Here is a 21,163-nt window from a genome sequence, read left to right on the forward strand (position 1 = left end):
TTAACTTGATGCGTATGGTTTATTTAACACTTCCGATATACAACTAAAAAATAGCAAATTCTCTGTAACTTGAATATAATTTTAGCTTTACCTAAACAGAAAGATGAATTACTTAATGGATTTTGTTTTAATATCTCTTTCCTTGCCACTTTTTATTACTGAGAATTATTTGTTAATTACTGCGTTGATCCCACTTTTAAGTGCATTAGCTATTTCTTTTACTAGTAAATGGCCCAGAGTGAACAATAGCATTACTGTTGTTTCTTCTATGCTTCTATTTGCGTATACATCTCTATGCACTTTATATTTGGTGTATGGTGATCATTCTCAATTTATTCTCATGGACTTTGGTAATAATTTGCATATTAGTTTAAAGTTAGAGTCTAGTGGAGCAATATTCAGTTTATTAATATCATTTTTGTGGGTACTAACCAGTATATATGCAATATGTTATATGCGAAATAACTATGCTGATAGTAACTACTCGAGTTTTCTATGCTTTTTTTCAATAGCGATTAGCTGTGCAATGTTTATTGCTTTTTCTGGAGATTTGCTCACTACATTTGTCTTTTACGAGCTTCTAACTATTAGTACATACCCTCTGATTACTCACAACTCAACAAATGAATCAGTAATTGCAGGACGCTATTACTTTGGTTTACTATTTTTCTCTTCTTTAGTGTTATTTTTTCCTGCAATAGGTCTCTTATATAATGAATTCCATACTTTAGACTTTGTAAGAGGTGGAATATTCAAGTTTGATACTTCGTTCATAACTTTTATTGCAGTGTGTTTTGCTATGCTGATTTATGGAATAGGAAAAGCTGCATTAATGCCAATGCATTTTTGGTTGCCAAAAGCAATGGTTGCACCAACTCCTGTAAGCGCACTACTACATGCTGTTGCTGTTGTGAAATCAGGAGTGTTCATCATCATCAAAGTTATATTATACACTTTTGGCATCGATAATATGCAACGTTTTGCACAGCAAAGTTGGTTTGCTGGAGGATGGCTTCCGTACGCTGCTGGATTTACTATTATTACTGCATCGTTAATTGCATTAAAGCAAAAGGAATTAAAGAAATTGCTTGCTTATTCTACTATCTCTCAGTTGTCATATATTATATTGTTCGCTTCAATTTTTAGTGAATTTAGCATGAGGATTGCAATTTTTCAATTAGTTTGCCACGCATTTGCAAAAATCACTTTATTTTTCACTGCTGGAGCAATAATAACGAAAACAGGTGAGAAATACATAGATAGAATTCACGGTATAGGACGTAGTATGCCAATTAGTATGATAGCATTTACTATAGGTGCATTGTCCATGATAGGGGTACCACCTGCTCCGACTTTTTGGAGCAAATTTTTCATTTTTCAAGCTGTTTTTAACTCTAGTAATGTAACACTTTCTGTATTTGTAGCTCTGGTGTTAATTGTCAGTACTATACTCAACGCTCTATACTTCTTACCGATAATTTACAATGCCTTTTTCTTAAAACCTTCTAGAAATTATTTTATTAAAAAGACACCAATGCTTCTAATTTTACCTCCAGTTGTTACTGCTGTATGCACTTTAGTTATTTTTTTAGCTACCAAGTAATTTTTTAAATGTAATCAGCTGTATTTATAGCCGTTAACAATAAATTTAAATGGTATTATACCAGTTAGAGTTGCTTTCATGTTTGATAAAGTAAAGCTAACCTCCACAGCATAGTCTTTCATTTTCTTATTTTGCTCAGCTGCAAAAAGTACAGTGGCATTTCCAGCAAATTTAACTAAGTCCTTGATCGATCGGTCAATAGATAGTGTTGTTACGTTTATGTTGGTAATTTTTTTTGTGGATGAAACAGCTTCATTGTTTACTTTTTCCTGAAAGTCTTGATAGATTTTATATATAGAATTGTTTTTTATAAAATTTTCTTGATACTTTGATTCAACGATCTGAGAGGACTCGTATGCTTCGACGTATTGACTTACCAAGTACCTTGCTATGGAAGTGTATTCATCTTCTTTTTTACTAAAACTAAGTTTATGTATTGTAGAAAACTCATCTTCTGTGTGGTTCGTGTACTTCACAAAATTTAAATCTTTTTTAACAGGAAGTAATAGGTATATGTTTAGTAATGATAAAAATAAACATACTAAGAGAAGTAACGTTATTAACGCCATCCAAGATCTTTCTACAACGCAGAACAGGTATCTGTGGCAATACCATTCTACTGCTTTCCTGAAATAACTTTTGTTTTTTACTGATTCAACTTCCATAACCTAATTATAATAACTCTAAAAAAACTTTAAAATATGTCTAAATTTTCCAAAATAGTATGAATGATTATATCACCTTGTTCTGCAATAAGATGAAATTTATCAATTTTCTTCACATCTAAATTTATCATTTTTACACTGAAGCTTTCAGGATCATAAGTATTACTTTCTGCACTTTTGTGATAATTATAGTAGTGTAATTTATTTTGATCATCAAAATAACCAAATTCATCAGCAAGGGTTCCCACTTTTCTGCCTTTACCTTCTCTGACTAGCTCAAATAGATCAATTACATGGTTTTCAGATCCAGGCTCAATAAGACCTTCTACAGCAAAAAATTTAGGTGCATGACCAACATACTCCTTAAATTTTAGATTATTAGTCTTTTTTACACTACCAAAATCCACGAATTTATATTCATCTGAAAGATCAGAATATTGTGGATCATACTTTTTATATTCAAAAAACTCATTACCTAAAAAATTACAAAACGTTAGTTTATAGTCATCATGATTGAGTTTAATAACTTTAAGATAATGAAAATCTCTAGGAATCTTTACTTCTTCTTTCGTAATATGATTAAGTATGACTAACTCGCCACTGAGCATGCGATGGCCAATTTTTGGCAAAGTAGCTATATTGATTGCCTTATTGAGCTTAAAATTTGCTTCATAGATACCACTTGACAGCTCCTTCCCTTTTTCTAAAGTGACGTCTTGGTCTAAAGCTGTATTCTTGAGTAAACTCAATTCTTTCTGCATGTTCAATATGGTTTTTGTTAAAACTTCTATTGATTGCCATAAAGTTAATTTATTATCAGTCAAACTATATACTTTAAGTATTAAATTATCAGGATTTTATCATGAATTTATGTTAAAAGTATTATATTTTTGTGTCATGATGTTAACTACATTAGCTAAAACATGCTTTTTATCTAAGCGAAATTGCTTTGCAGCAACGAAAAGTTCATCTATTTCTTTCCATTGACTTAGCAAAATTTCAACATTATTTACTTCTTTCTTTATACTTTCTAAAATGGAGGTTTGAATGATATGTGATGCTAGTTCTAGCTCAATTTCACTATTAATTATTTTATTAACTATATCAGAATTATTTAGATTACGGAAAAATGTATAAAAATGCTTATGTGACTCATAAGCACCACTGTTTATTGCATTTATTATTACTCCCGGAGTTCCAGGAAACAAAGTAATGATCTCACTAAATATTTTATCGTCGAATTTACACTGAGATGAAACAACCTGCTTTGTTTCATCGTAAGTTAACGGAAGTAAATTCAGCTGAAAGCACCTACACCGGATGGTGGTTTGTATATCATATAGTTTATGGCTAATTATAAGTATTTTAGAATTTTGTGGCGGCTCCTCTAATATCTTTAATATTGCATTTTTAGCATTGCTAGTCATTGCCTCCAAGCTATCTATTATAGCTATCTTATATTCTGATTGAATGGGGCTTAGGTACAGAAAATTTTTCATTTCTCTCACCTTTTCCACTCCTATTGTATCACCTTCAACAATGTGTAAGTCTAATGCTACTTCATCGTAATTTTTGATAAGAAACCAATTAGAAAAGGATTGTGCAAGTGTTGCTTTTCCTATGCCTTTTTTACCACAGATCAGCCAAGATTGAACAGACAAGTTGTTCATTATCTTTTTTTTTGCTTGGTTGTGGCCTATCACCTTTTTCATTCTTTCTCCTATAGATCTTAGTTTGAAAATTCGTTATTTATTGTTTGTAATGAAATTTTACCTTTTCTTAAAACCTTAATCTTGTCTCCAGTTAAGTCAATAATAGTAGATTCTATACCAGAAACTAATTCATCATCTTCAATTACTGCAGATAAGTGTTGCTTAATAGACTGAGGTATATCTCTTGCTTTGCATATACTTTTTTCTCCTGAAATGTTAATACTAGTTGCAACTACTGGAGTTTTCAGTTCATTTAATATTGAAATCGCAATAGGATGATCAGGAATTCTTATGCCTATACTATCTTTAAAGAACTCATTTGGTAATATACTGTTATCTTGAAGTGGTAAAATATAGGTCATTGGTCCAGGAGAAAAATAGTTTATTAAATCGATATACTCTTCCTTTACCTTTGCTATATTTATCAAACTATCAATATTACTAACAAATACAGAGAGTGGCTTGTTTTGAGAACGCTTCTTTATCCGGTATATTTTTTCTATAGATTCTTTACCTAGCGCATTACAAGCAAGAGCATATACTGTCTCTGTTGGAAAGCATGCTAACAAATTATTTTTTATTGCATTTATTACTTCAAATACCATATAGCTAAAACTTATGTCTACAATAGCTCTGGGTTTACAGTTATCTCGCTATATGGTAGCAATTAAGATACCGAAATGGCTACTGTTGTATACTTACAGTAAATTTTATTAGCAACTGCTCGTTTTGACTGCTAGTACAACATTGCATAATTCTATTATGGCTATTTTGATCAAAATTTGCAAGACTTTTTATGCGAAATACTATATACAAGTGATTGTGATTGATTTCAATTTGATGAATTAACATTCTAATAATATTTTGCTTAGTCTGCCAATCCACTTGATCAAGCTTTGATTCAACACTTGAGGAAAAGTTTTTCAAGCTATCTGTAACAAGGCTCAATTCTTGTTGTAGTTTTTTTTGATCAAGCGTTCTTTCTTTCTCTTCTTCAATTTCTTTCAAATGCTGTTTCATTGTTGTGATTCTTGGTTCAAATTCTTCTTGGCTTATAAACCCTTTAGCATAGCTATCAATAAATTTTTTGATACTTAATCTTAACTTACTTTCTTGCTTTTCACGTGTTTGATTATGTAAAGGTTTTTTGTTCTCTGATAATCTACGTTGATATTCATTTGCAATCCTATCTGGCTCTTTCAAGATACTCTTGACTTCTTCCCATATAACTCCATCTAATATATCAGTGCGTATTGATTTATTATCGCAGATTTTATTGCCATTGAATTTGCTAGAGTTTGTACCAGAGCAACGATAGTAATAATATGTCGACTTTTTATGAACGTGGTTTGTACCACAATCTCTCCGCTTTCATATCCTTGTACATGCTGAAATGAAATTTCAAGCTTTTTTCCTAAGTCTCTTTGACTAAAACCACACATTAGCCTTCTTTTCCTTATTCTTTCACCTATTTGTTTATCGATAGGATGTTGTTCAGCTTGCACAATCATTTGTTAATATCTTAACTTATATATCAAAGCAATACTAACTCTCATTGTAACCTTGAGAAAAAGATTTGACTAACGTATAAACTACACTACGCAACCTTTTGCTCTTAATTTCGTTATATCCTTTGACTAGCTTTAACACCTCTTCATCGTAAGCTTCATGTGAGCTGGCATGCACATCAGTAAAAAAGTCAGCAATATCAATCGATAGAGCTTTTGCTAAGTCGTATAATCTACTAGCTAAAATGCAATTTGAACTATTTTCGTACCTTTGTATCTGTCTATATGAAACACCTATTCTTTTTCCTAACTCAGTTTGTGTTAAACCACAGTATAACCTAAGTTCCTTTATTTTTTTGCCTAATTCCATTACTAATTTTAACTACTCAATTTACAACAAATTTTATGAAGTGGAAAAAAATTAGCAAAGTAATTGCTTTAACAATTTCTGTCTCTCGTTAATTAAATTGCTTGGCCTTATATGTTTTTTCTCAATTTCCCTCATCTCTTTTTCTCGTTCTGCAATGCTATTTCGTATTACTTCAGCCGAATATCTGCTTTTACCACTTGCAAACTCTGATCTTAACCTTCTAACCTTATATTCAAGCTCAGCAAATCTTTCATGCTGCTCAAGAAGTTCTATCATGTGACTGATTTTAGAACTTAGCTTTTCTTCCTCTACATCTCTCACAATAAAAGAAAGTAGAAGCTTATCTATTTGGTAATCAACATTTGGTTGAGCAGCAAATAGATCAATCATGGCTTTTACATCAGTGGGATTTGCAACTAATAAGCTAAAATTACTACATAAAAAACTATAGAACTTTATCGTCTTCTCAAGATAATTTTTCATATCTTGTGATAATTGTAATTCTTTGTGAATTCCTGACAGCAATATTTTTAATTCTTCCAAGTATTCTACATCAAAATTACCTACTTCTTGAGGTAGAAGGATCATTAGCAGCTTTTTTACAAGCTCAACATCATTTGATTTTACAGCATTATAAAGAGCTTTTCCTTTATCTTCTTTTAAATCATAAAGCTCTGATGAGTTATCTATACTGAATAGATATTCAGTATTTCCTTGAGGAGAGTAGATTAAAATATCCACTTCTCTTAGCGGGTGATCATCATTAAACTTTTCTAACAACTCTTTATCGGTAGTTTCCTCTATTGCCACAGCAGCTTTACTGATCTTTTTCAGTTCAGAAACATTATCTCTTGAATTTTCAAGTATATCTTTAGCCTTATCTAGAAGCTGCTCATATAGAATTATTTTTTCTTCATTATCAAGTAGCTGACAATGCTTCTTCAACTTTTCAGTGGAGTAAGACAGGAGATCCATTTCTTTCAACTTTACAATCACAATAGCCCATTTTTGTTGAAACTGAAATAATTTTTATAGGATGTGTTTTTCTAGTGTAGATGCCCGCAAAACTTGTTATTATAATATACAGTAAATCAATAAGTCGTATAATATTAACAATTAAATAATATTTATCACGATATGATCGAATAGTAATGAAATTAAGTGAGGGTTACAATGAAAAAAATAAATGGTAAAAAATTGTCTAGTAAAATGTTAAAAGCAGTAGAGCGAATAGCAAAAGAAGGGTTATTACCTAATTTTATAAAAGCTGCTCCAACAGCAAATAAAAAGATCAGTAAATTGCCTATCTTAACATATCCTGAGGAGCTCAATCCATTTCGATCAGCTTTATGCAAGATAAGGCTAAGTGAATATGAAAATATGAAACTAAATGAATTATTGGAAAAAGCTATTGCAGCTGAAAATATAGACAAATTAAGTAAAATTGTCGATGAAGTTTTGGATTTAGGAATAAGAATAAATGCTGCCAATGAGGATGGCTTTAGCTTTGCTAACGTTACAATGTTTAAGATGTATCGTGATGAATTCAAAGGAAATAAACAAGAGGATATAATCAGAAAGTTAGCCTTAAATGGAGCAGATTTTAATGTACAAGTTGATAAGAACATAACTGAAAAAGTGCAAAAAGAAATTGAGCCACAAATATATAGTAGGCTCAAAAAACTCAGGGAAGTTGGAGAGAACGCTACTATAGAAGGAACTGTTGAAAATGTAGAAATCGATAATAAGACCTTCTATATGGAATTTTCGCATAGCTGCATAGTTGATGTTGCAAAAGTTGTAGAAGGTGCAAAAAATTTGGGTCTAAGCAAAGGAGATTTAAATCTCGGTGGCAATATTATAAAAATAGGTGACGGTGAAGTTGAAGTAAAAACTGGGAAGGACGGCAAAAGAAATTACATGGATATATCCGATAACAGCGCTTTTACACTACCGACAATGTTGCAAAAAACATAAAAATAAAACTAGAGAAAACCATTTCTCGAAAACTTCTGTGTCCAGAACCAAGAGTCCGATTTACTTATAGCGCTAATAATCAATTAACCATCGGCTTTAAGGAATGATATGAACATATTATTTCAAGGAAAAGTCATGAGAAACAAGAGATTAGCTATCCAAATTAGCTGTAGCTATGAACCTAATCGGTTAGCAGAACAATGCTTATCAGATGCTTATGAAAAGGTAGTGTCAAAGGAAATAAGTCAAAAAAACTTAAAACATAAAAATGGGATTCAAGGAGGGTCAAATGGTAACAGTATGTTTATATGCGAGAGTTTCTTCGGGGAAACAAGTAGAAGGAAATACGATAGAAAGTCAAATTGCAGCTTTAGAGAAGCAAATTAATCTGGACGGATACAGATTGTTAAGTGAGTATAAATTTATTGATAACGGCTACAGTGGATCTCATTTAGTCCGCCCTGATTTAGAAAAATTACGTGATAAAGTAACAGAAGGTAAAATTGATAAGATTTACATTCATTCTCCTGATCGTTTATCTAGAAAATATGCATATCAAATGGTGCTGATTGAAGAATTTGAAAAAGCAGGAGCAAAAGTGGTTTTTTTAAATTATGAGATTAACGGTAACCCAGAATCTCAATTACTGTTACAAATGCAAGGTATGATAGCAGAATATGAACGTGCGAAAATTATGGAACGAAGTCGTCGTGGTAAAATCTATGCAGCTAACAAAGGCTATGTAAATGTAATGGGAGGAGCTCCTTATGGTTATCGTTATATAGATAAGCATATGGGAGGAGGACAAGCTTTATTTGAGATTAACGAAAAAGAAGCTGATGTCGTTCGTAAAGTATTTTTGTGGATAGGCAGAGAAAGAACAAGTATTGGGGAAGTATGTCGTCGGCTAAATACTATGTCCATTAAGACACAAAAAGGAAAAGAACGCTGGAATAAAGGTACAATTTGGAGTATGTTGAAAAACCCTGCTTACAAAGGACAAGCAGCTTTTGGTAGAAGAAGGTTAGGAGTAAGATTAAAGCAAGTAAGACCACAGAAAGGCTCTTGTGAGCAGCCAAAAAGTAACCACTCTGTCTATCCTGTTGAAAAAGCAAATTGGATTTATATTAAAGTGCCAAATATAGTAGATGAAGATATATTTGATATTGTTCAAGAACAATTAGCTGAAAATAGAAAAGTAGCAAGGACAAGAAAAAGAGGAGCAAAGTACTTACTACAAGGTTTAGTCATATGTAAGCGTTGTAATTACGGATGTTACGGAACTTGCATGAGAAGTAGACGAGAAGAAGAAGGTGGTCATTATGCATATTACCGTTGTAGTGGTAAAGATTCTTACCGTTTTGGTGGTAATAAGATTTGTGACAATAAACCCATTCGCTCAGATGCATTAGAAACAGCTGTGTGGGAAGAGGTTAAGCAGTTATTGAAAAATCCAAACAGGATTTTAGAAGAATACAAGCGTAGGCTTTCAGAACTAAAAAAATCATCATTGGATCAAAAAAGTGACCTGCTAGAGAAACAAGAAAATAAATTAAAACGTGGTATTGCTAGACTTATCGATAGTTATGCTCAAGAATATATCAATCAAGAGGAATTTGAACCACGAATTAAAGCAATGAAACAAAGCTTAAAAACAATTAAAGAAGAGAAGAAAAAGATATTTTATCAAAAGGAATTAGAACAGGAGGTAACTCTGGTTGTGGCCAATTTAGAAGACTTTTCTTCCAATATTACGTTAAACCTTGATAACGCAGACTGGTTAACTAAACGTGATATTATCAGAACATTGGTCAAGAGAATTGAAATTAACCTTGAGGACGTAAATGTGGTATTTCGCGTAAAAGAGCTACCGAACTCTTCTGGACATAATGGAAAGGAAAATAAAAATTTGCAACATTGTCGTAGGTGTATTTACAGTAACACTTTGCACTAGCCTAGGAGAACTAAATTTAATGGTATATCATGACACAGAAGACTATCATCAAGTACAAATTGAGGTAGAAGATGAAGAAATGTGGAACGAGCTGCAAGAAATAGGAGAAATCATAGGACAGGGTTGTTTATTTGGTGGAATGTCTGTTAAAGAAGCAGTAGAAAAAGGCAGTTTTACTAGATGTGGAAGGTGGGGCGACCAAAATTCTAAAAGTAGTGAGACCTTTTCTTGGGTGAATAAATTAAAAGACAACAAAACGACATTCGTAGGACGTTTTTGATTGGAGACAAGTGGCTATGTTTTACATAGCTACTTGTATATCAGAAATAAATGGTTAACTATTACAAAGTAAGGTGGTTTTTAAAACTTAATCTAATTTACCATAAATAATTTACTTTAATTAGTATTGCTTGTAGAAGTGTTTTATATTATAAAAAATACCTGAACTTTAAAATTTGTACTGGGAACGTTCAAAAAAGTGTGTCAAGCCGCATTTTTAGTTCAACTCAATTTTCAATCTATCTGGAAAGAAAATATCAAGTTGAGACATAGTTAAAGCCCAATTAGGGAGAGCCATAATCCACCTTTGCTCTACCTTTTTTATAGCACAATATACCTGTTTGTACAAGGCATTTGTACTAGTAAATGAACCCTTAGTTTTAGTAAATTTCCTGATTTGTCTATGCAACCCCTCAATTGGATTAGTGGTGTAAATCAGCTTCCTAACTGGCCCAGAATACTTAAAATAACTGGATAAGTTTTCCCAATTGTTCTGCCAGGATTTTATAACTAAAGGATACTTTTCTCCCCATTTTTCTTCCAGCTCAAGCAGATAATTCTCAGCAATTTCTTTACTTGAAGCACGATATATTTTTTTCAGATCATTCATGAAAACTTTTACATCTTTACTGGATACATATTTCAGAGAATTTCTTATTTGGTGTACTATACATAGCTGCACTTCTGCACTGGGAAATACACTGTTGATGGCTGCAGGAAAGCTTTTTAGCCCATCTACACATGCAATCAGAATATCTTCTACTCCTCTTTCTTTGAGGTCATTTAAAACTCCCAACCAGAAGTTAGCTCCCTCACTTTCAGCCAGATAAAAACCTAATACTTCTTTTCTGCCATTTTGATTTATACCCAATATATTATACATGCATTTACTTACGCAATGTCCGTCCTCCTTGACCTTAAAAAACATGCCATCCATGAACACTATTGGATACACTGATTGCAATGGACGGCTGCGCCATTCATTGATTATTGGTAGCAGTTTATCAGTAATATTGGATATCTCTGCTGCTGATATTTTATGGTCATATATTTCCTCAACGTGTGAAGCTATGTCTCTGTATCCCATGCCACTGGCGTATGTACTTAAGACCTTTGCTTCAAGTTCTGGATGTAGGCTTGTTTGCCTTTTTTTGACTATTTGCGGTTCAAAGCTTCCTTCTCTGTCTCTTGGTGTTATACCAAATTCCATTACTAATCGAACAAATAAGAAACATTACAAACTCGTTTAATAGTAGTGCTGGAAATACTGACAATAAAATTACACAGAACATCTGCAAGTAAGCCTATGGTATCGTAGACTCTGTTACGTAAAGTATTGTATTTGATATATTGCCACAACCTCTCAACAGGATTCAGTTCCGGTGAATAAGGAGGCAAGTATATAATGGTAATGTTTTCCTGAAATTTCAAACTTTTTGATCTATGCCAACTTGCACAATCCATTACAAGAAAGGCTTTTTTCGTGCCTAAATCTTTCGACATCTGCTCCAGAAATATATTCATACAATCAGTGTTTACATATGGAGCAAGTAGGCTGATTTTCTTACCACTTCTTGGATTTACCGCACTGTAGATATAGAAATTTTGTCTACCAATTTTCATTTTAACCTGCGTTCTGACCCCTTTTTTAAACCATCCGTGTCCGATTTTTGAATGAGTTCCAAATCGTGATTCATCAAAAAAACACCTCTTTTTCAGGGTGGGAATTGACTATTTTATTGAAGTATTTTTTAAACTCTTCTTGCTTGTTTTTATCTTGTTTATGGTGCATTGGCCTCGGTGTTATATAAGAAAATTTCATCCTTTGTATCTCACGGTGCACTGTTGATTTGCTAATGTTTAGGCCAAATTCCTCTGAGATTTTTATCTGCACTTCCTTAATAGTAATATTTGGATTTCTTTCTACCCATATTTCAATTTGCTCACGTTGATTTTTCTTTAATTTGCTTTTTCTTCGCCGCTGAGACGGGGCAAATAATCTTTCTACTCTACCAAATTTTAGATGCTTTATCCATTCAGTCAAAGCAGTCCTTGAAATTTTACATATTCTTGCCACAGCGCTTATACTACTTTCTTTTCCTGCTATCACCGCTTGTAACTTTTTTGAAACATATGCGTTATTTCTGACCTTTTTTAACATTTCTTTCGCCAAATTTACAACTTTTTCGTCTAATAGTTTTGACCTTAATGCCATTTATACCTCTCTATTTTATCTACTTTATTATCACTTCTTTCCCATTATTGTCTATCTGTTCTTTGCATAGTGGGAATTGGTATTAATAGTTCAAATGAGCCTGAACTTGTACGTAAAGTTTTTGCATTCCTTCCATTTCTTCGGTTATTTTCTTCACTTTTAGCTGACATGTGGCTTTCTATTTCACCTTCCAGACTTGCCTCTAGCAGCCTTTTTATAAACGGTGTTAATGCTCCATCTCTTCCTGTCAATGGTCTTCCTTCTCGTATAGATGACAGGATATTTGTTTCTAATTCTTTATAATCTACCAAACCAGTAGTTCTATTTGCTTGACTCATATCAAACCTCCATTTTTTATATCAATTTATTACTTTTTTTTCGGTTTGACACACTTTTTTGAACATTCCCTTTGTACTATTTGTTAGCAAGAGCCTTTATCACTGAATGCACAATATCACGCAATGTTTCATCTTTAATTTTTCTATATTCTCTTACTAATCTTGATATTTCTTCGCTACCTACATCACTATGGAAGGCATTATCATGCAAGTCTTCAGAGGCTTTGGTAAAAAAATATGACATATCAACCGATAGTGCTTCTGCTAACTTATATAGCCTATCAACTATAAGCCTTACCTCTCCAGTTTCATATCCTTGTATATGCTGAAATGAAATTCCAAGCTTTTTTCCTAAGTCCCTTTGGCTAAAACCACACATTAGCCTTCTTTTCCTTATTCTTTCACCTATTTGCTTATCGATAGGATGTTGTATGGTCACTTTACGTATCAGATAATATACTTTGGGAAAAAGATTTTACCAATATATAAACTACACTACGTAACCTTTTGCTCTTAATTTTGTTATATCCTTTGACTAGTTTGAGTATTTCTTCATCATAAGCTTCATGTGAGTCAGTATGCATACCAGTAAAGAAATCAGCAACATCAATTGATAGGGCTTTTGCTAAGTCATATAGCCTACTGGCTAAAATGCAATTTGAACCATTTTCGTACCTTTGTATCTGTCTATATGAAACACCTATTCTTTTTCCTAATTCAGTTTGTGTCAAACCACAGTATAACCTAAGTTCCTTTATTTTTTTGCCTAATTCCACCTTTCATTACTAATTTTAGCTGTTCAAGCTTACATTGAATTTTTTAATTTATGAAGTAGAAAAAAAAAGAAGGAGAGCTAAAGAACTCTCCTTCCGGTCTATAGGTTACAATAAACCACTGTCATAAAAACTAAAGTGGCTCTTCTGTGTTACGATTATATGATCTATCAATTTCATTCCTACATTTTCACAAGTTGCAGCTAATGTAAGTGTGTTATCTTCATCCTCTTTAGATGGCTCTATATCTCCACTTGGATGATTATGTGAAATTGCAACAGATGCTGCATCAATCAGTAATCCCTGTTTTATTATTTCCCTCACATATAGAGGTACTCTGTCTATAGTTCCACAATCTTGAATATACTCATATATTAAATGACCACTTCGATCTAAGTATACCACTCGTAAGCTTTCCTTTCGTGACTGCCCTATTGCTGCTTTAAAGTATTTTAATAGCTCTTCTCTATTATCAAGAATCGACAGCTTTTTTAACTTACCTTTCAATATCCTATCAAAAATCTCTTTCAGACAAAAGATATTTGCTATTGCTCCATCATTCATTCCTGTAACATTTTTTAGTTCATGAAAGTCAGCATTAATTACCCTTCCTAAACTACTAAAGAGCTCAATTAGCCTTTTTGCCACTTCTCTTCCTTCTGCATATTCAGATAGAGTACGTTCCAGTAGCTCATGGTCAAGTAAAGACCTGCCTCTACTTGATAAAATGCGAGTTTCCAATTTTTCTTTTCTCTCACTATTATTCATAAAAACCTCCAAGGTCAACATTATATACAAATTCAGCGCCAGCTTTCTGACGCAATAGTTCTCGAGGAATAACCCTTTTGAACTCTAAATTTGCAATGTTGTCCTTGTTGCTTTTACAACAGATTTACTACAATCCGAACTCCTCATTGATTTTATCGACTATCGTCTGTGGTGGATCATCTCCCCATCCTGAATATAAAATCTCTCCATAATCTGCAACATCTATAGAGCCAGTTCTACTTTTTGCCAGAAACATTTCTCTTTTATCTTTATCAACTAATACATAGTGCCAAGCTGATCTTCCTCGATCTTTACCACGAACTAGATATATGAGATCTGATCTACTTCTTCTTGTTGCATCAGCAAAGGATCTTTCATTGATAGTTCTGCTTTTACTCTTTATGCCGCCACTTTCAGAAAAAGCTTCCTTGGCTTCAGCTTTTTTGTTTGCCAATTCAGAAATTTTTCCTTTTGCTCCTAGTGCATGTTCTTTGGTATTTTGAGATGAATACTTACTGGAAAAACCTCCTCTTGTCTCATTAGAAGTCCTATTTGTAAAACGCTTAGTAAACGAGTTATCGTTATCATTTTCTGCCATAAAAGTCTCCAAATTTTAGATTGTAGAATCCAAATTTTTACTACACCCTATCATAGGTTAGTTAAATTAATATAAATGAAAGATAATATAGTAATTATTACAGGAATTACAGCCTCAGGTAAATCAGAATTATGCGATAACTTGATAAAAAAGCATAAAAACATTAGCATAATAAACTGTGACTCAAAGCAGGTATACAAAGAGATTCCCGTAATTACTGCTCAACCACCAAAGCAGAAAGAATTTTATAGGCTATACGGTTATGTTTCAGCAAGAGAAAATTATTCCGTAGGTTTATGGATAGAGGATTTAAATAGGGAAGTTAACAACGCGCTGAAAAATTCACGAATACCGATCATCACTGGAGGAAGTGGGCTTTACATTAGCAGCTTAATCAAGGGATTATCATCGATTCCACAAATAAGCCAGGAAGTGAGAGAAAACGTAAATGAACTTAGAAAAAATTTAAGTAAAGAGGAATTCTACAAATTAGTGCTAAGCAAAGATCCAAGGATTCAAGGTAAAATATTTATTAATGACTCACATCGCCTCTCAAGAGCACTTGAAGTTATCACTGAAACTGGCAAGACAATCTTTGTATGGCAAGAAAATAGACAGCCTCCTTTGTTCAATAATTTTAAGGTATATACAATTCTACCTAAACGTGAGGATATATACCGAAAAATAAATTCTCGTTTTATTGAAATGGTTGAAAATGGAGCAATTGATGAAGTAAAAAACCTACTTAGCATGAACCCATCTCCACATTTGCCAGCTATGAAAGCACATGGAGTACCAGAAATTATAAGATACTTAAAAGGGGAGATTACTTTAGACGAAGCAATACAGATTGCTCAAACAAACACAAGGCATTATGCAAAACGCCAGTACACTTGGTTTAAAAATCAATTTCCGAATTCTCAAGTGATTGACTGTGCAAATAAATTGACAGAATTTGGAATATTTTGATTATTATGTATTATATTGCTATGCCTATGCAAACTTTTCTTGATAGTATTAAACTTTTTTCTTAAAGAACTTTCATCATTGCCTAAATTGTGATTATTAAATTCTTTGTAAAAATATTCTTACTTATGAAGCGCTACTATACCTGTAAGAGCCTTTATCACTAAATGAACTATATCACGCAATATTTCATCCTAAATTTTTCTATATTCTCTCACTAATCTTGTAACCACAATCTCCACTTTCATATCCTTGTATAGCTCTTCTCATAATAGTAGGAACAAGATAAGATAGTGATTTAGTGTAACAAGAAGGTAAAAATGCCAGCAGCGTACAGTTATGACTTAAGGAAAAAAGCCATTCAGGCGTTGGATGAAGGAGAGAGCAAAACAGCAGTAGCAAATTTTTGGCCCTCTCTAATAACTTCAACATCACTAAATTCAAGGGATTGGCCTTCTATTATTTGGAATCTTTCATGTCCTTTTCCTGCAACTAGCAGAATCATATTTTCATCATGTGCTATATTTATACCTTTCTCTATAGCTTTTTTTCTATCTCCTATCTCCAGTGCATCAGGGCAATGTAACAAAATATCGTGACGAATTTTCCCCGGATCTTCATCGCGCGGATTGTCATCTGTGACTATAACTTTACCTGCAAGCATTTGTGCTATTTTACCCATCTCTGCACGTTTTGTTTGATCACGATTCCCGCCACAACCGAACACTAGAACTATCTTTTTATTGAAGTGCCATTTTAAAGACAACAGAGCTTGTTTGAGTGCACTTGGAGTATGAGCGTAATCGACAAATGCAAAAGTGTTCACTTTTTCCATTCTTCCAGATGGAGAAGCGAGTTTATCTATACACATTCTTTGATAGTCCATACCAGATGAAATAACTATACCGATTGCACACAACAAATTATATGCTTGAAATTGCCCAAAAATCGGAAAAAATGCGTTATAAATTTCATCACCGATTTGAATTGTCAGGTATTGACCATTGGCAGTGGGTATCTGCTTTAATAAAGTAATGTCAGAGTTTTTTTTTCCATAGGTTATAACTTTGTTGCCACGCTTTTCAGCTATGTTGAGCAACTCTCCATATTCGCCTATATCTGCATTTAAAATCGCTGTTTTTTCTTTTGGCAATACCTCATCAAACAACCTTTTCTTGGCCTCAAAATACTCATCGATACTTTTGTGATAGTCCAAATGATCTTGAGAGAAATTAGTAAAAGCTGCAGCATTGAGCCTGAGTCCATGGATTCTGTATTGATCGATTCCATGGCTTGAAGCTTCTAATGCTAAGTGTTCTACGTTCTTATTATTTATGTCACGCAATGTGGAATAAAGATCATCTGCACTTGGCGTTGTAAGGCTATTATCTTTTCTATTATTATTGACACATGTTCCCAGTGTTCCTATAGACGCTACATTATCTTGCCAAATCTGGCGACAAAATTCCACCACTGAAGTTTTACCATTCGTACCAGTTACAGCAGCAACATATTTAGGTTGTTTGAATTGATAAAACCTGCTGACTATTTCACTGTATATTCCTTGAGGGTCCGAGTGGTAAAGCACTGCAAAACTTGGAGTACTTGTCATTCGAGTAGCGGACACTGGAATCCAGTTTTCATTATACAATTGTCTAGTATGCTTGTTTACAATTAAATTTTCTGGATCCCAGTGTCTGAGCACTGGGATGACATCTTTCTTGGCCCCTTGTATTACAACGTCTACACAGTTGTGTACACATCCATTAGGAAGACATGTTACGTGTTCTTTACTCCTTTCTGACACACAAACAAAAAGGTAACCTTCTTTAACTCTCTTAGGATTACATGTGACGCCTTTGATTTCAATATCAAAGTCAGCATTTACAATGTTATGCAGTAGCTCTTTCAGTCTCACAATCATCTTTAACACTTGAACATGGCAGTCTTATTAATGCAGTATTCAAGTCAAAAATCAAATCTTCAGGATCTTCTAGTCCGCAAAATATTCGCACAAAACTTCCACCATAATCTGAATTCATTACAGATCTTGACATAGATCTATGTTCTATTGGTAATATCAAACTGTCACATCCTCCCCAAGAAGCACCGATGCCAAAAATTTTCATGTGATCAACCATGCAGCTTAGTTCCTCACATGAATATTCTCTATCGAGTACTATACTAAATACGCTACTTGCCCCTTTGAAATAACTTTTCCATAAATCATGCTGAGAATAGGAAAAAAGTGCGGGGTATAAGACTTTTTTGATTTTTGGATGTTTTTCCAGCCACTTTGCTACTTGCATTGCTGTACTTTGATGCTTCCTCATGCGTGTTTGCAGTGTTCTAAGTCCCCTGTGTGCAAGGTAACAGTCATGCGATTGAATGGTGACTCCATAATTTTTATAGCTCTCATAAAGCAATTTAAAAATTTTACCTTCAGCAACCATAGCTCCCATCACTAAATCTGAGTGACCGGCTAGATACTTTGTCACCGCGTATAGTGCAACATCAATTCCATAATCAAGCGGCTTAAACAACAAAGGAGTGGCCCATGAATTGTCACAAACGGTTACGATTCCACGTGCTTTAGCAACTTTTACTATATGCTCTATATTTGAAATCTCAAACGTTATAGAACCAGGAGTCTCAATCATGATGAGTGAAGTATTACTCTGAACTAAATCAGTTATATCCTGTGTCGGATTATAAAAAGTTACTTCTACTCCTCTTTTTGGTAGCTCATTTTCGGCAAATCTCTTTAGCCTATAATAACTATTATCTTGTATCAGGACATGTGAACCTGCTTTAGTGAAAGTCAAAATAGCAAAAGTAAGTGCAAATAATCCAGAAGGGTAGATGAGTGCTTGTCCCCTACCCTCAATTTCAGCCAGTGCATTTGAAAAATAATGAACAGTAGGCGTACCAACATTACTATAGCTGTAATCCCTTGCAACACCATCATTGATCACATCATATATACTCTCCCCATTCGCTGCACTTAAGTAATCCTTGTAAGTAGGAAATAATATGGTAGAAGAATGATAAACTGGTGGGTTCATCGATCCTTTATAATCATTAAATTTTCTTCCTGCTTTAACTAATAAAGACTCTTCTCTCACGTTTCTACTATTTATTTTTTAGATTGTATTCGCTTTGCGTATACAAGTGAAGAGAAATCGCATGTAATCGCTCTATTTCACTCTTTAATAATTCATAGATCAATTTATGCCTCTTTAAAGAGCTCATTCCAGAAAAGTCGTTAGATATTAATACTAATTTGATATGTGAAGGTAGTGTCGAAGAAGAAACAAAATAATGATCTACATGCTTTGCTGATTCATCGATAATATTAATATCAATTACACCTATTGAATCGCGTAATTTTTCTTCTATTGTCTTAATAATATCCACAATAGTTCCTTTAAGCAACAATACGCTCCTCTTGTCATCCCACAGTATCTGGGCACTGGGATGACAATCGAATTACTTATTCTCTTCTTTATTATCCATGTCTTGATAATCAGAATCTACTACTTTTTCTTCCTCATTATTTGTTGTGGATGAGCTTTCTCCACCTTGTTGTTGTTGAGATTCCTTATACATAGCTTCTCCAAGCTTCATAGAAAGTTGAGAAAGATTAGTAACCTTCTGTTGTATTGAATCAGCATCATCAATATTATCAGACTTACTAACTTCCTTTAATTCATTAACTGCATTCTCAATAGCAGATTTATCTTCTGGAGAAATTTTATCACCATATTCTGTCAAAGATTTTTCTGTAGAATGAACTAAACTATCCGCTTGATTCTTCACTTCAATAAATTTCTTACGCTTTTCATCTTCTTGTGCTTTTTCCTCAGCTTCTCTCACCATCCGATTTATTTCATCCTCCGATAAACCACCTGAAGACTGAATACGTATTTTTTGCTCTTTTCCAGTAGCTTTATCCTTTGCAGAAACATGCGCTATTCCATTTGCATCTATATCAAATGTCACCTCAATTTGAGGAACCCCGCGAGGAGCAGGTGGTATTCCTTCTAAACTAAACTGACCAAGCAGTTTATTATCAATCGCCAATTTTCTTTCACCTTGATGTACCTTAATTGTAACGGCTGTTTGGTTATCTTCTGCAGTTGAAAACACCTGAGATTTTTTTGTGGGAATAGTAGTATTACGTTCAATAAGTGGAGTGAATACTCCACCTAGAGTTTCAATACCAAGAGAAAGTGGAGTTACGTCAAGTAGTAATACATCTCTTACATCACCTTGAATGATTCCCGCCTGTATTGCAGCTCCAATTGCTACAACTTCATCAGGGTTAACCCCTCTGTGTGGATCTTTGCCAAAGAATTCTTTAACTTTCTCTATGACTTTTGGCATACGAGTCATGCCACCAACAAGAACTACTTCACCAATTTGACTAGCAGACAAACCAGCATCTTCAAGAGCTTTTTTGCAAGGAATTATAGTCCTTTCAATTAAATCATTCACTAAACTTTCAAGCTTTGCTCTTGTTAGCTTCATATTTAAGTGTTTTGGGCCACTTGCATCAGCTGTAACAAACGGTAGATTTACTTCTGTTTCCATTGCACTTGACAATTCTACCTTTGCTTTTTCTGCAGCTTCTTTGATTCTTTGCATAGCCATTGGATCGTTTTTCAAATCAATGCCATTACTTTTCTTGAATTCACCCAGTAAATAATTTACTACTGCATTATCGAAGTCTTCCCCTCCAAGGTGAGTATCACCATTTGTAGCCTTTACTTCAAAAACTCCGTCACCTATTTCAAGAACTGAAACATCAAATGTACCACCACCAAGATCATACACTACTATTGTGTGTCCGTGCTTTTTATCAAGACCATAAGCAAGTGCTGCAGCAGTTGGTTCGTTAATTATTCTGAGGACATTTAATCCAGCAATTTTTCCTGCATCTTTTGTTGCTTGACGTTGAGAATCATTGAAGTACGCCGGCACTGTTATCACAGCATCCTTTACTTCTTCCCCAAGATAAGCCTCAGCTGCTTCTTTCAGGTTTTGTAGTATAAATGCACCAATTTGACTAGGAGAGTATTCTTTACCATCAGTTGTTTTAACCCATGCATCACCATTTTTTGCTGCAAATACCTTATACGGTACACCTAGATTCTTCATTTCAGGATCGCTATATTGGCGACCTATCAATCTCTTAGTTGCAAAAAAAGTATTATTTGCATTGGTAGTTGCTTGCCTTTTTGCTGGAGCGCCAATCAACCTTTCTCCAGATGAAGTAAATGCAACTATAGATGGAGTAGTTCTTGCTCCTTCTTTATTCTCAATTACTTTTGTATCCTTGCCTTGCATTATTGCAACACAAGAATTTGTTGTTCCAAGATCTATACCTATTGCTCTTCCCATAATGAATACTCCCTTTTAAATATTATCTGATGTA

21 protein-coding genes and 3 pseudogenes are annotated in these 21,163 nt (G+C 33.7%); 5 read left to right on the top strand and 19 right to left on the bottom strand.

Features of this window, described 5'->3' with window-relative positions:
- Positions 1-115: 115 nt before the first annotated feature.
- Positions 116-1,603: a proton-conducting transporter transmembrane domain-containing protein gene (locus OPR35_RS03075; protein ID WP_007302721.1), complete on the top strand. Its 1,488-nt coding sequence runs from the start codon at positions 116-118 to the stop codon at positions 1,601-1,603.
- 14 nt (positions 1,604-1,617) lie between these two features.
- On the opposite strand, the gene OPR35_RS03080 is transcribed toward OPR35_RS03075, so the two are convergent.
- The 8 genes and pseudogenes from OPR35_RS03080 to OPR35_RS03110 all read right to left on the bottom strand — a co-directional run bounded on the left by OPR35_RS03080 (position 1,618) and on the right by OPR35_RS03110 (position 6,854).
- On the bottom strand, positions 1,618-2,268 hold the full coding sequence (locus OPR35_RS03080) for a VirB8/TrbF family protein (RefSeq protein WP_007302720.1): 651 nt from the start codon (positions 2,266-2,268) through the stop codon (positions 1,618-1,620).
- A 29-nt stretch (positions 2,269-2,297) separates the two neighbouring features.
- The gene (locus OPR35_RS03085; RefSeq protein ID WP_019078583.1) at positions 2,298-3,092 is read right to left on the bottom strand and encodes a hypothetical protein; all 795 of its coding nucleotides are present in this window, start codon (positions 3,090-3,092) and stop codon (positions 2,298-2,300) included.
- 36 nt (positions 3,093-3,128) lie between these two features.
- Positions 3,129-3,980, bottom strand: a complete 852-nt coding sequence (locus OPR35_RS03090; RefSeq protein WP_007302718.1) for a DNA polymerase III subunit delta' — start codon at positions 3,978-3,980, stop codon at positions 3,129-3,131.
- Positions 3,981-3,997: 17 nt separating this feature from the next.
- The gene (locus OPR35_RS03095; protein ID WP_214303401.1) at positions 3,998-4,585 is read right to left on the bottom strand and encodes an L-threonylcarbamoyladenylate synthase; all 588 of its coding nucleotides are present in this window, start codon (positions 4,583-4,585) and stop codon (positions 3,998-4,000) included.
- A 79-nt stretch (positions 4,586-4,664) separates the two neighbouring features.
- On the bottom strand, positions 4,665-5,183 hold the full coding sequence (locus OPR35_RS03100) for a hypothetical protein (RefSeq protein ID WP_265024991.1): 519 nt from the start codon (positions 5,181-5,183) through the stop codon (positions 4,665-4,667).
- Between the two features lie 203 nt (positions 5,184-5,386).
- Positions 5,387-5,491, bottom strand: a pseudogene (locus OPR35_RS07395) (helix-turn-helix domain-containing protein); the annotation flags it as partial.
- Positions 5,492-5,525: 34 nt separating this feature from the next.
- Positions 5,526-5,858, bottom strand: a complete 333-nt coding sequence (locus OPR35_RS03105) for a helix-turn-helix domain-containing protein (protein WP_214303408.1) — start codon at positions 5,856-5,858, stop codon at positions 5,526-5,528.
- 51 nt (positions 5,859-5,909) lie between these two features.
- A complete protein-coding gene (locus tag OPR35_RS03110) occupies positions 5,910-6,854 on the bottom strand; it encodes a hypothetical protein (RefSeq protein WP_264376787.1) in 945 nt (314 codons plus the stop codon).
- A 177-nt stretch (positions 6,855-7,031) separates the two neighbouring features.
- On the opposite strand from OPR35_RS03110, the gene OPR35_RS03115 reads away from it, so the two are divergent.
- The 3 genes from OPR35_RS03115 (at position 7,032) to OPR35_RS03125 (ending at position 10,069) form a co-directional block, all read left to right on the top strand.
- Positions 7,032-7,835: a hypothetical protein gene (locus tag OPR35_RS03115; RefSeq protein ID WP_265024992.1), complete on the top strand. Its 804-nt coding sequence runs from the start codon at positions 7,032-7,034 to the stop codon at positions 7,833-7,835.
- A 268-nt stretch (positions 7,836-8,103) separates the two neighbouring features.
- A complete protein-coding gene (locus OPR35_RS03120) occupies positions 8,104-9,789 on the top strand; it encodes a recombinase family protein (RefSeq protein WP_264704252.1) in 1,686 nt (561 codons plus the stop codon).
- Positions 9,790-9,808: 19 nt separating this feature from the next.
- Positions 9,809-10,069 (top strand): hypothetical protein, encoded by a 261-nt coding sequence (locus tag OPR35_RS03125; protein ID WP_265024993.1) that lies wholly within the window; start codon positions 9,809-9,811, stop codon positions 10,067-10,069.
- A 216-nt stretch (positions 10,070-10,285) separates the two neighbouring features.
- On the opposite strand, the pseudogene OPR35_RS03130 reads toward OPR35_RS03125, so the two are convergent.
- The 7 genes and pseudogenes from OPR35_RS03130 to OPR35_RS03160 form a co-directional block, all read right to left on the bottom strand.
- A pseudogene (locus OPR35_RS03130) lies at positions 10,286-11,266 on the bottom strand (IS256 family transposase); the annotation flags it as partial.
- A gap of 14 nt (positions 11,267-11,280) precedes the next feature.
- A protein-coding gene (locus OPR35_RS03135) for an IS630 family transposase (RefSeq protein ID WP_230608967.1) occupies positions 11,281-12,283 on the bottom strand; the annotation gives its coding sequence in 2 pieces (ribosomal slippage) (positions 11,281-11,772 and positions 11,774-12,283; 1,002 coding nt in all).
- Positions 12,284-12,360: 77 nt separating this feature from the next.
- Positions 12,361-12,621: pseudogene (locus OPR35_RS03140) on the bottom strand (transposase); the annotation flags it as partial.
- A gap of 76 nt (positions 12,622-12,697) precedes the next feature.
- Positions 12,698-13,060 (bottom strand): helix-turn-helix domain-containing protein, encoded by a 363-nt coding sequence (locus OPR35_RS03145; protein WP_214303409.1) that lies wholly within the window; start codon positions 13,058-13,060, stop codon positions 12,698-12,700.
- Position 13,061: 1 nt separating this feature from the next.
- Positions 13,062-13,397, bottom strand: coding sequence for a helix-turn-helix domain-containing protein (locus OPR35_RS03150; RefSeq protein WP_213864000.1), 336 nt, complete (start codon positions 13,395-13,397; stop codon positions 13,062-13,064).
- 105 nt (positions 13,398-13,502) lie between these two features.
- Complete coding sequence (locus tag OPR35_RS03155; protein ID WP_214303410.1) at positions 13,503-14,162, bottom strand: JAB domain-containing protein; 660 nt, start codon at positions 14,160-14,162, stop codon at positions 13,503-13,505.
- 127 nt (positions 14,163-14,289) lie between these two features.
- On the bottom strand, positions 14,290-14,760 hold the full coding sequence (locus tag OPR35_RS03160) for a hypothetical protein (protein ID WP_019236353.1): 471 nt from the start codon (positions 14,758-14,760) through the stop codon (positions 14,290-14,292).
- A gap of 75 nt (positions 14,761-14,835) precedes the next feature.
- Here OPR35_RS03160 and miaA point away from each other — a divergent pair, with 75 nt between their 5' ends.
- Positions 14,836-15,729: a tRNA (adenosine(37)-N6)-dimethylallyltransferase MiaA gene (gene miaA, locus OPR35_RS03165; protein WP_019236354.1), complete on the top strand. Its 894-nt coding sequence runs from the start codon at positions 14,836-14,838 to the stop codon at positions 15,727-15,729.
- A gap of 358 nt (positions 15,730-16,087) precedes the next feature.
- On the opposite strand, the gene OPR35_RS03170 is transcribed toward miaA, so the two are convergent.
- The 4 genes from OPR35_RS03170 to dnaK all read right to left on the bottom strand — a co-directional run bounded on the left by OPR35_RS03170 (position 16,088) and on the right by dnaK (position 21,129).
- Positions 16,088-17,650, bottom strand: coding sequence for a Mur ligase family protein (locus OPR35_RS03170; RefSeq protein ID WP_007302714.1), 1,563 nt, complete (start codon positions 17,648-17,650; stop codon positions 16,088-16,090).
- Positions 17,619-18,851: a cystathionine beta-lyase gene (gene metC, locus OPR35_RS03175; RefSeq protein WP_265024994.1), complete on the bottom strand. Its 1,233-nt coding sequence runs from the start codon at positions 18,849-18,851 to the stop codon at positions 17,619-17,621. Before metC ends, OPR35_RS03170 begins: the two co-directional genes overlap by 32 nt.
- A gap of 7 nt (positions 18,852-18,858) precedes the next feature.
- Positions 18,859-19,143 (bottom strand): BolA family protein, encoded by a 285-nt coding sequence (locus OPR35_RS03180; protein ID WP_012481743.1) that lies wholly within the window; start codon positions 19,141-19,143, stop codon positions 18,859-18,861.
- A gap of 72 nt (positions 19,144-19,215) precedes the next feature.
- Entirely contained in the window at positions 19,216-21,129 is a 1,914-nt protein-coding gene (gene dnaK / locus OPR35_RS03185; protein ID WP_052264747.1) for a molecular chaperone DnaK, read from the bottom strand.
- Between the last annotated feature and the right edge of the window lie 34 nt (positions 21,130-21,163).

The organism is Wolbachia endosymbiont (group B) of Protocalliphora azurea, from assembly GCF_947251865.1.
In the GTDB taxonomy this organism is placed as follows: domain Bacteria; phylum Pseudomonadota; class Alphaproteobacteria; order Rickettsiales; family Anaplasmataceae; genus Wolbachia.

Excerpts from the sequence above, each read along its gene's own strand:
- OPR35_RS03075 (WP_007302721.1), top strand. The coding sequence starts at position 116 with ATGGATTTTGTTTTAATATCTCTTTCCTTGCCACTTTTTATTACTGAG.
- OPR35_RS03080 (WP_007302720.1), bottom strand. The coding sequence starts at position 2,268 with ATGGAAGTTGAATCAGTAAAAAACAAAAGTTATTTCAGGAAAGCAGTA.
- OPR35_RS03090 (WP_007302718.1), bottom strand. The coding sequence starts at position 3,980 with ATGAAAAAGGTGATAGGCCACAACCAAGCAAAAAAAAAGATAATGAAC.
- OPR35_RS03095 (WP_214303401.1), bottom strand. The coding sequence starts at position 4,585 with ATGGTATTTGAAGTAATAAATGCAATAAAAAATAATTTGTTAGCATGC.
- OPR35_RS03105 (WP_214303408.1), bottom strand. The coding sequence starts at position 5,858 with ATGGAATTAGGCAAAAAAATAAAGGAACTTAGGTTATACTGTGGTTTA.
- OPR35_RS03115 (WP_265024992.1), top strand. The coding sequence starts at position 7,032 with ATGAAAAAAATAAATGGTAAAAAATTGTCTAGTAAAATGTTAAAAGCA.
- OPR35_RS03120 (WP_264704252.1), top strand. The coding sequence starts at position 8,104 with ATGGGATTCAAGGAGGGTCAAATGGTAACAGTATGTTTATATGCGAGA.
- OPR35_RS03125 (WP_265024993.1), top strand. The coding sequence starts at position 9,809 with ATGGTATATCATGACACAGAAGACTATCATCAAGTACAAATTGAGGTA.
- OPR35_RS03155 (WP_214303410.1), bottom strand. The coding sequence starts at position 14,162 with ATGAATAATAGTGAGAGAAAAGAAAAATTGGAAACTCGCATTTTATCA.
- OPR35_RS03160 (WP_019236353.1), bottom strand. The coding sequence starts at position 14,760 with ATGGCAGAAAATGATAACGATAACTCGTTTACTAAGCGTTTTACAAAT.
- miaA (WP_019236354.1), top strand. The coding sequence starts at position 14,836 with ATGAAAGATAATATAGTAATTATTACAGGAATTACAGCCTCAGGTAAA.
- OPR35_RS03170 (WP_007302714.1), bottom strand. The coding sequence starts at position 17,650 with ATGATTGTGAGACTGAAAGAGCTACTGCATAACATTGTAAATGCTGAC.
- dnaK (WP_052264747.1), bottom strand. The coding sequence starts at position 21,129 with ATGGGAAGAGCAATAGGTATAGATCTTGGAACAACAAATTCTTGTGTT.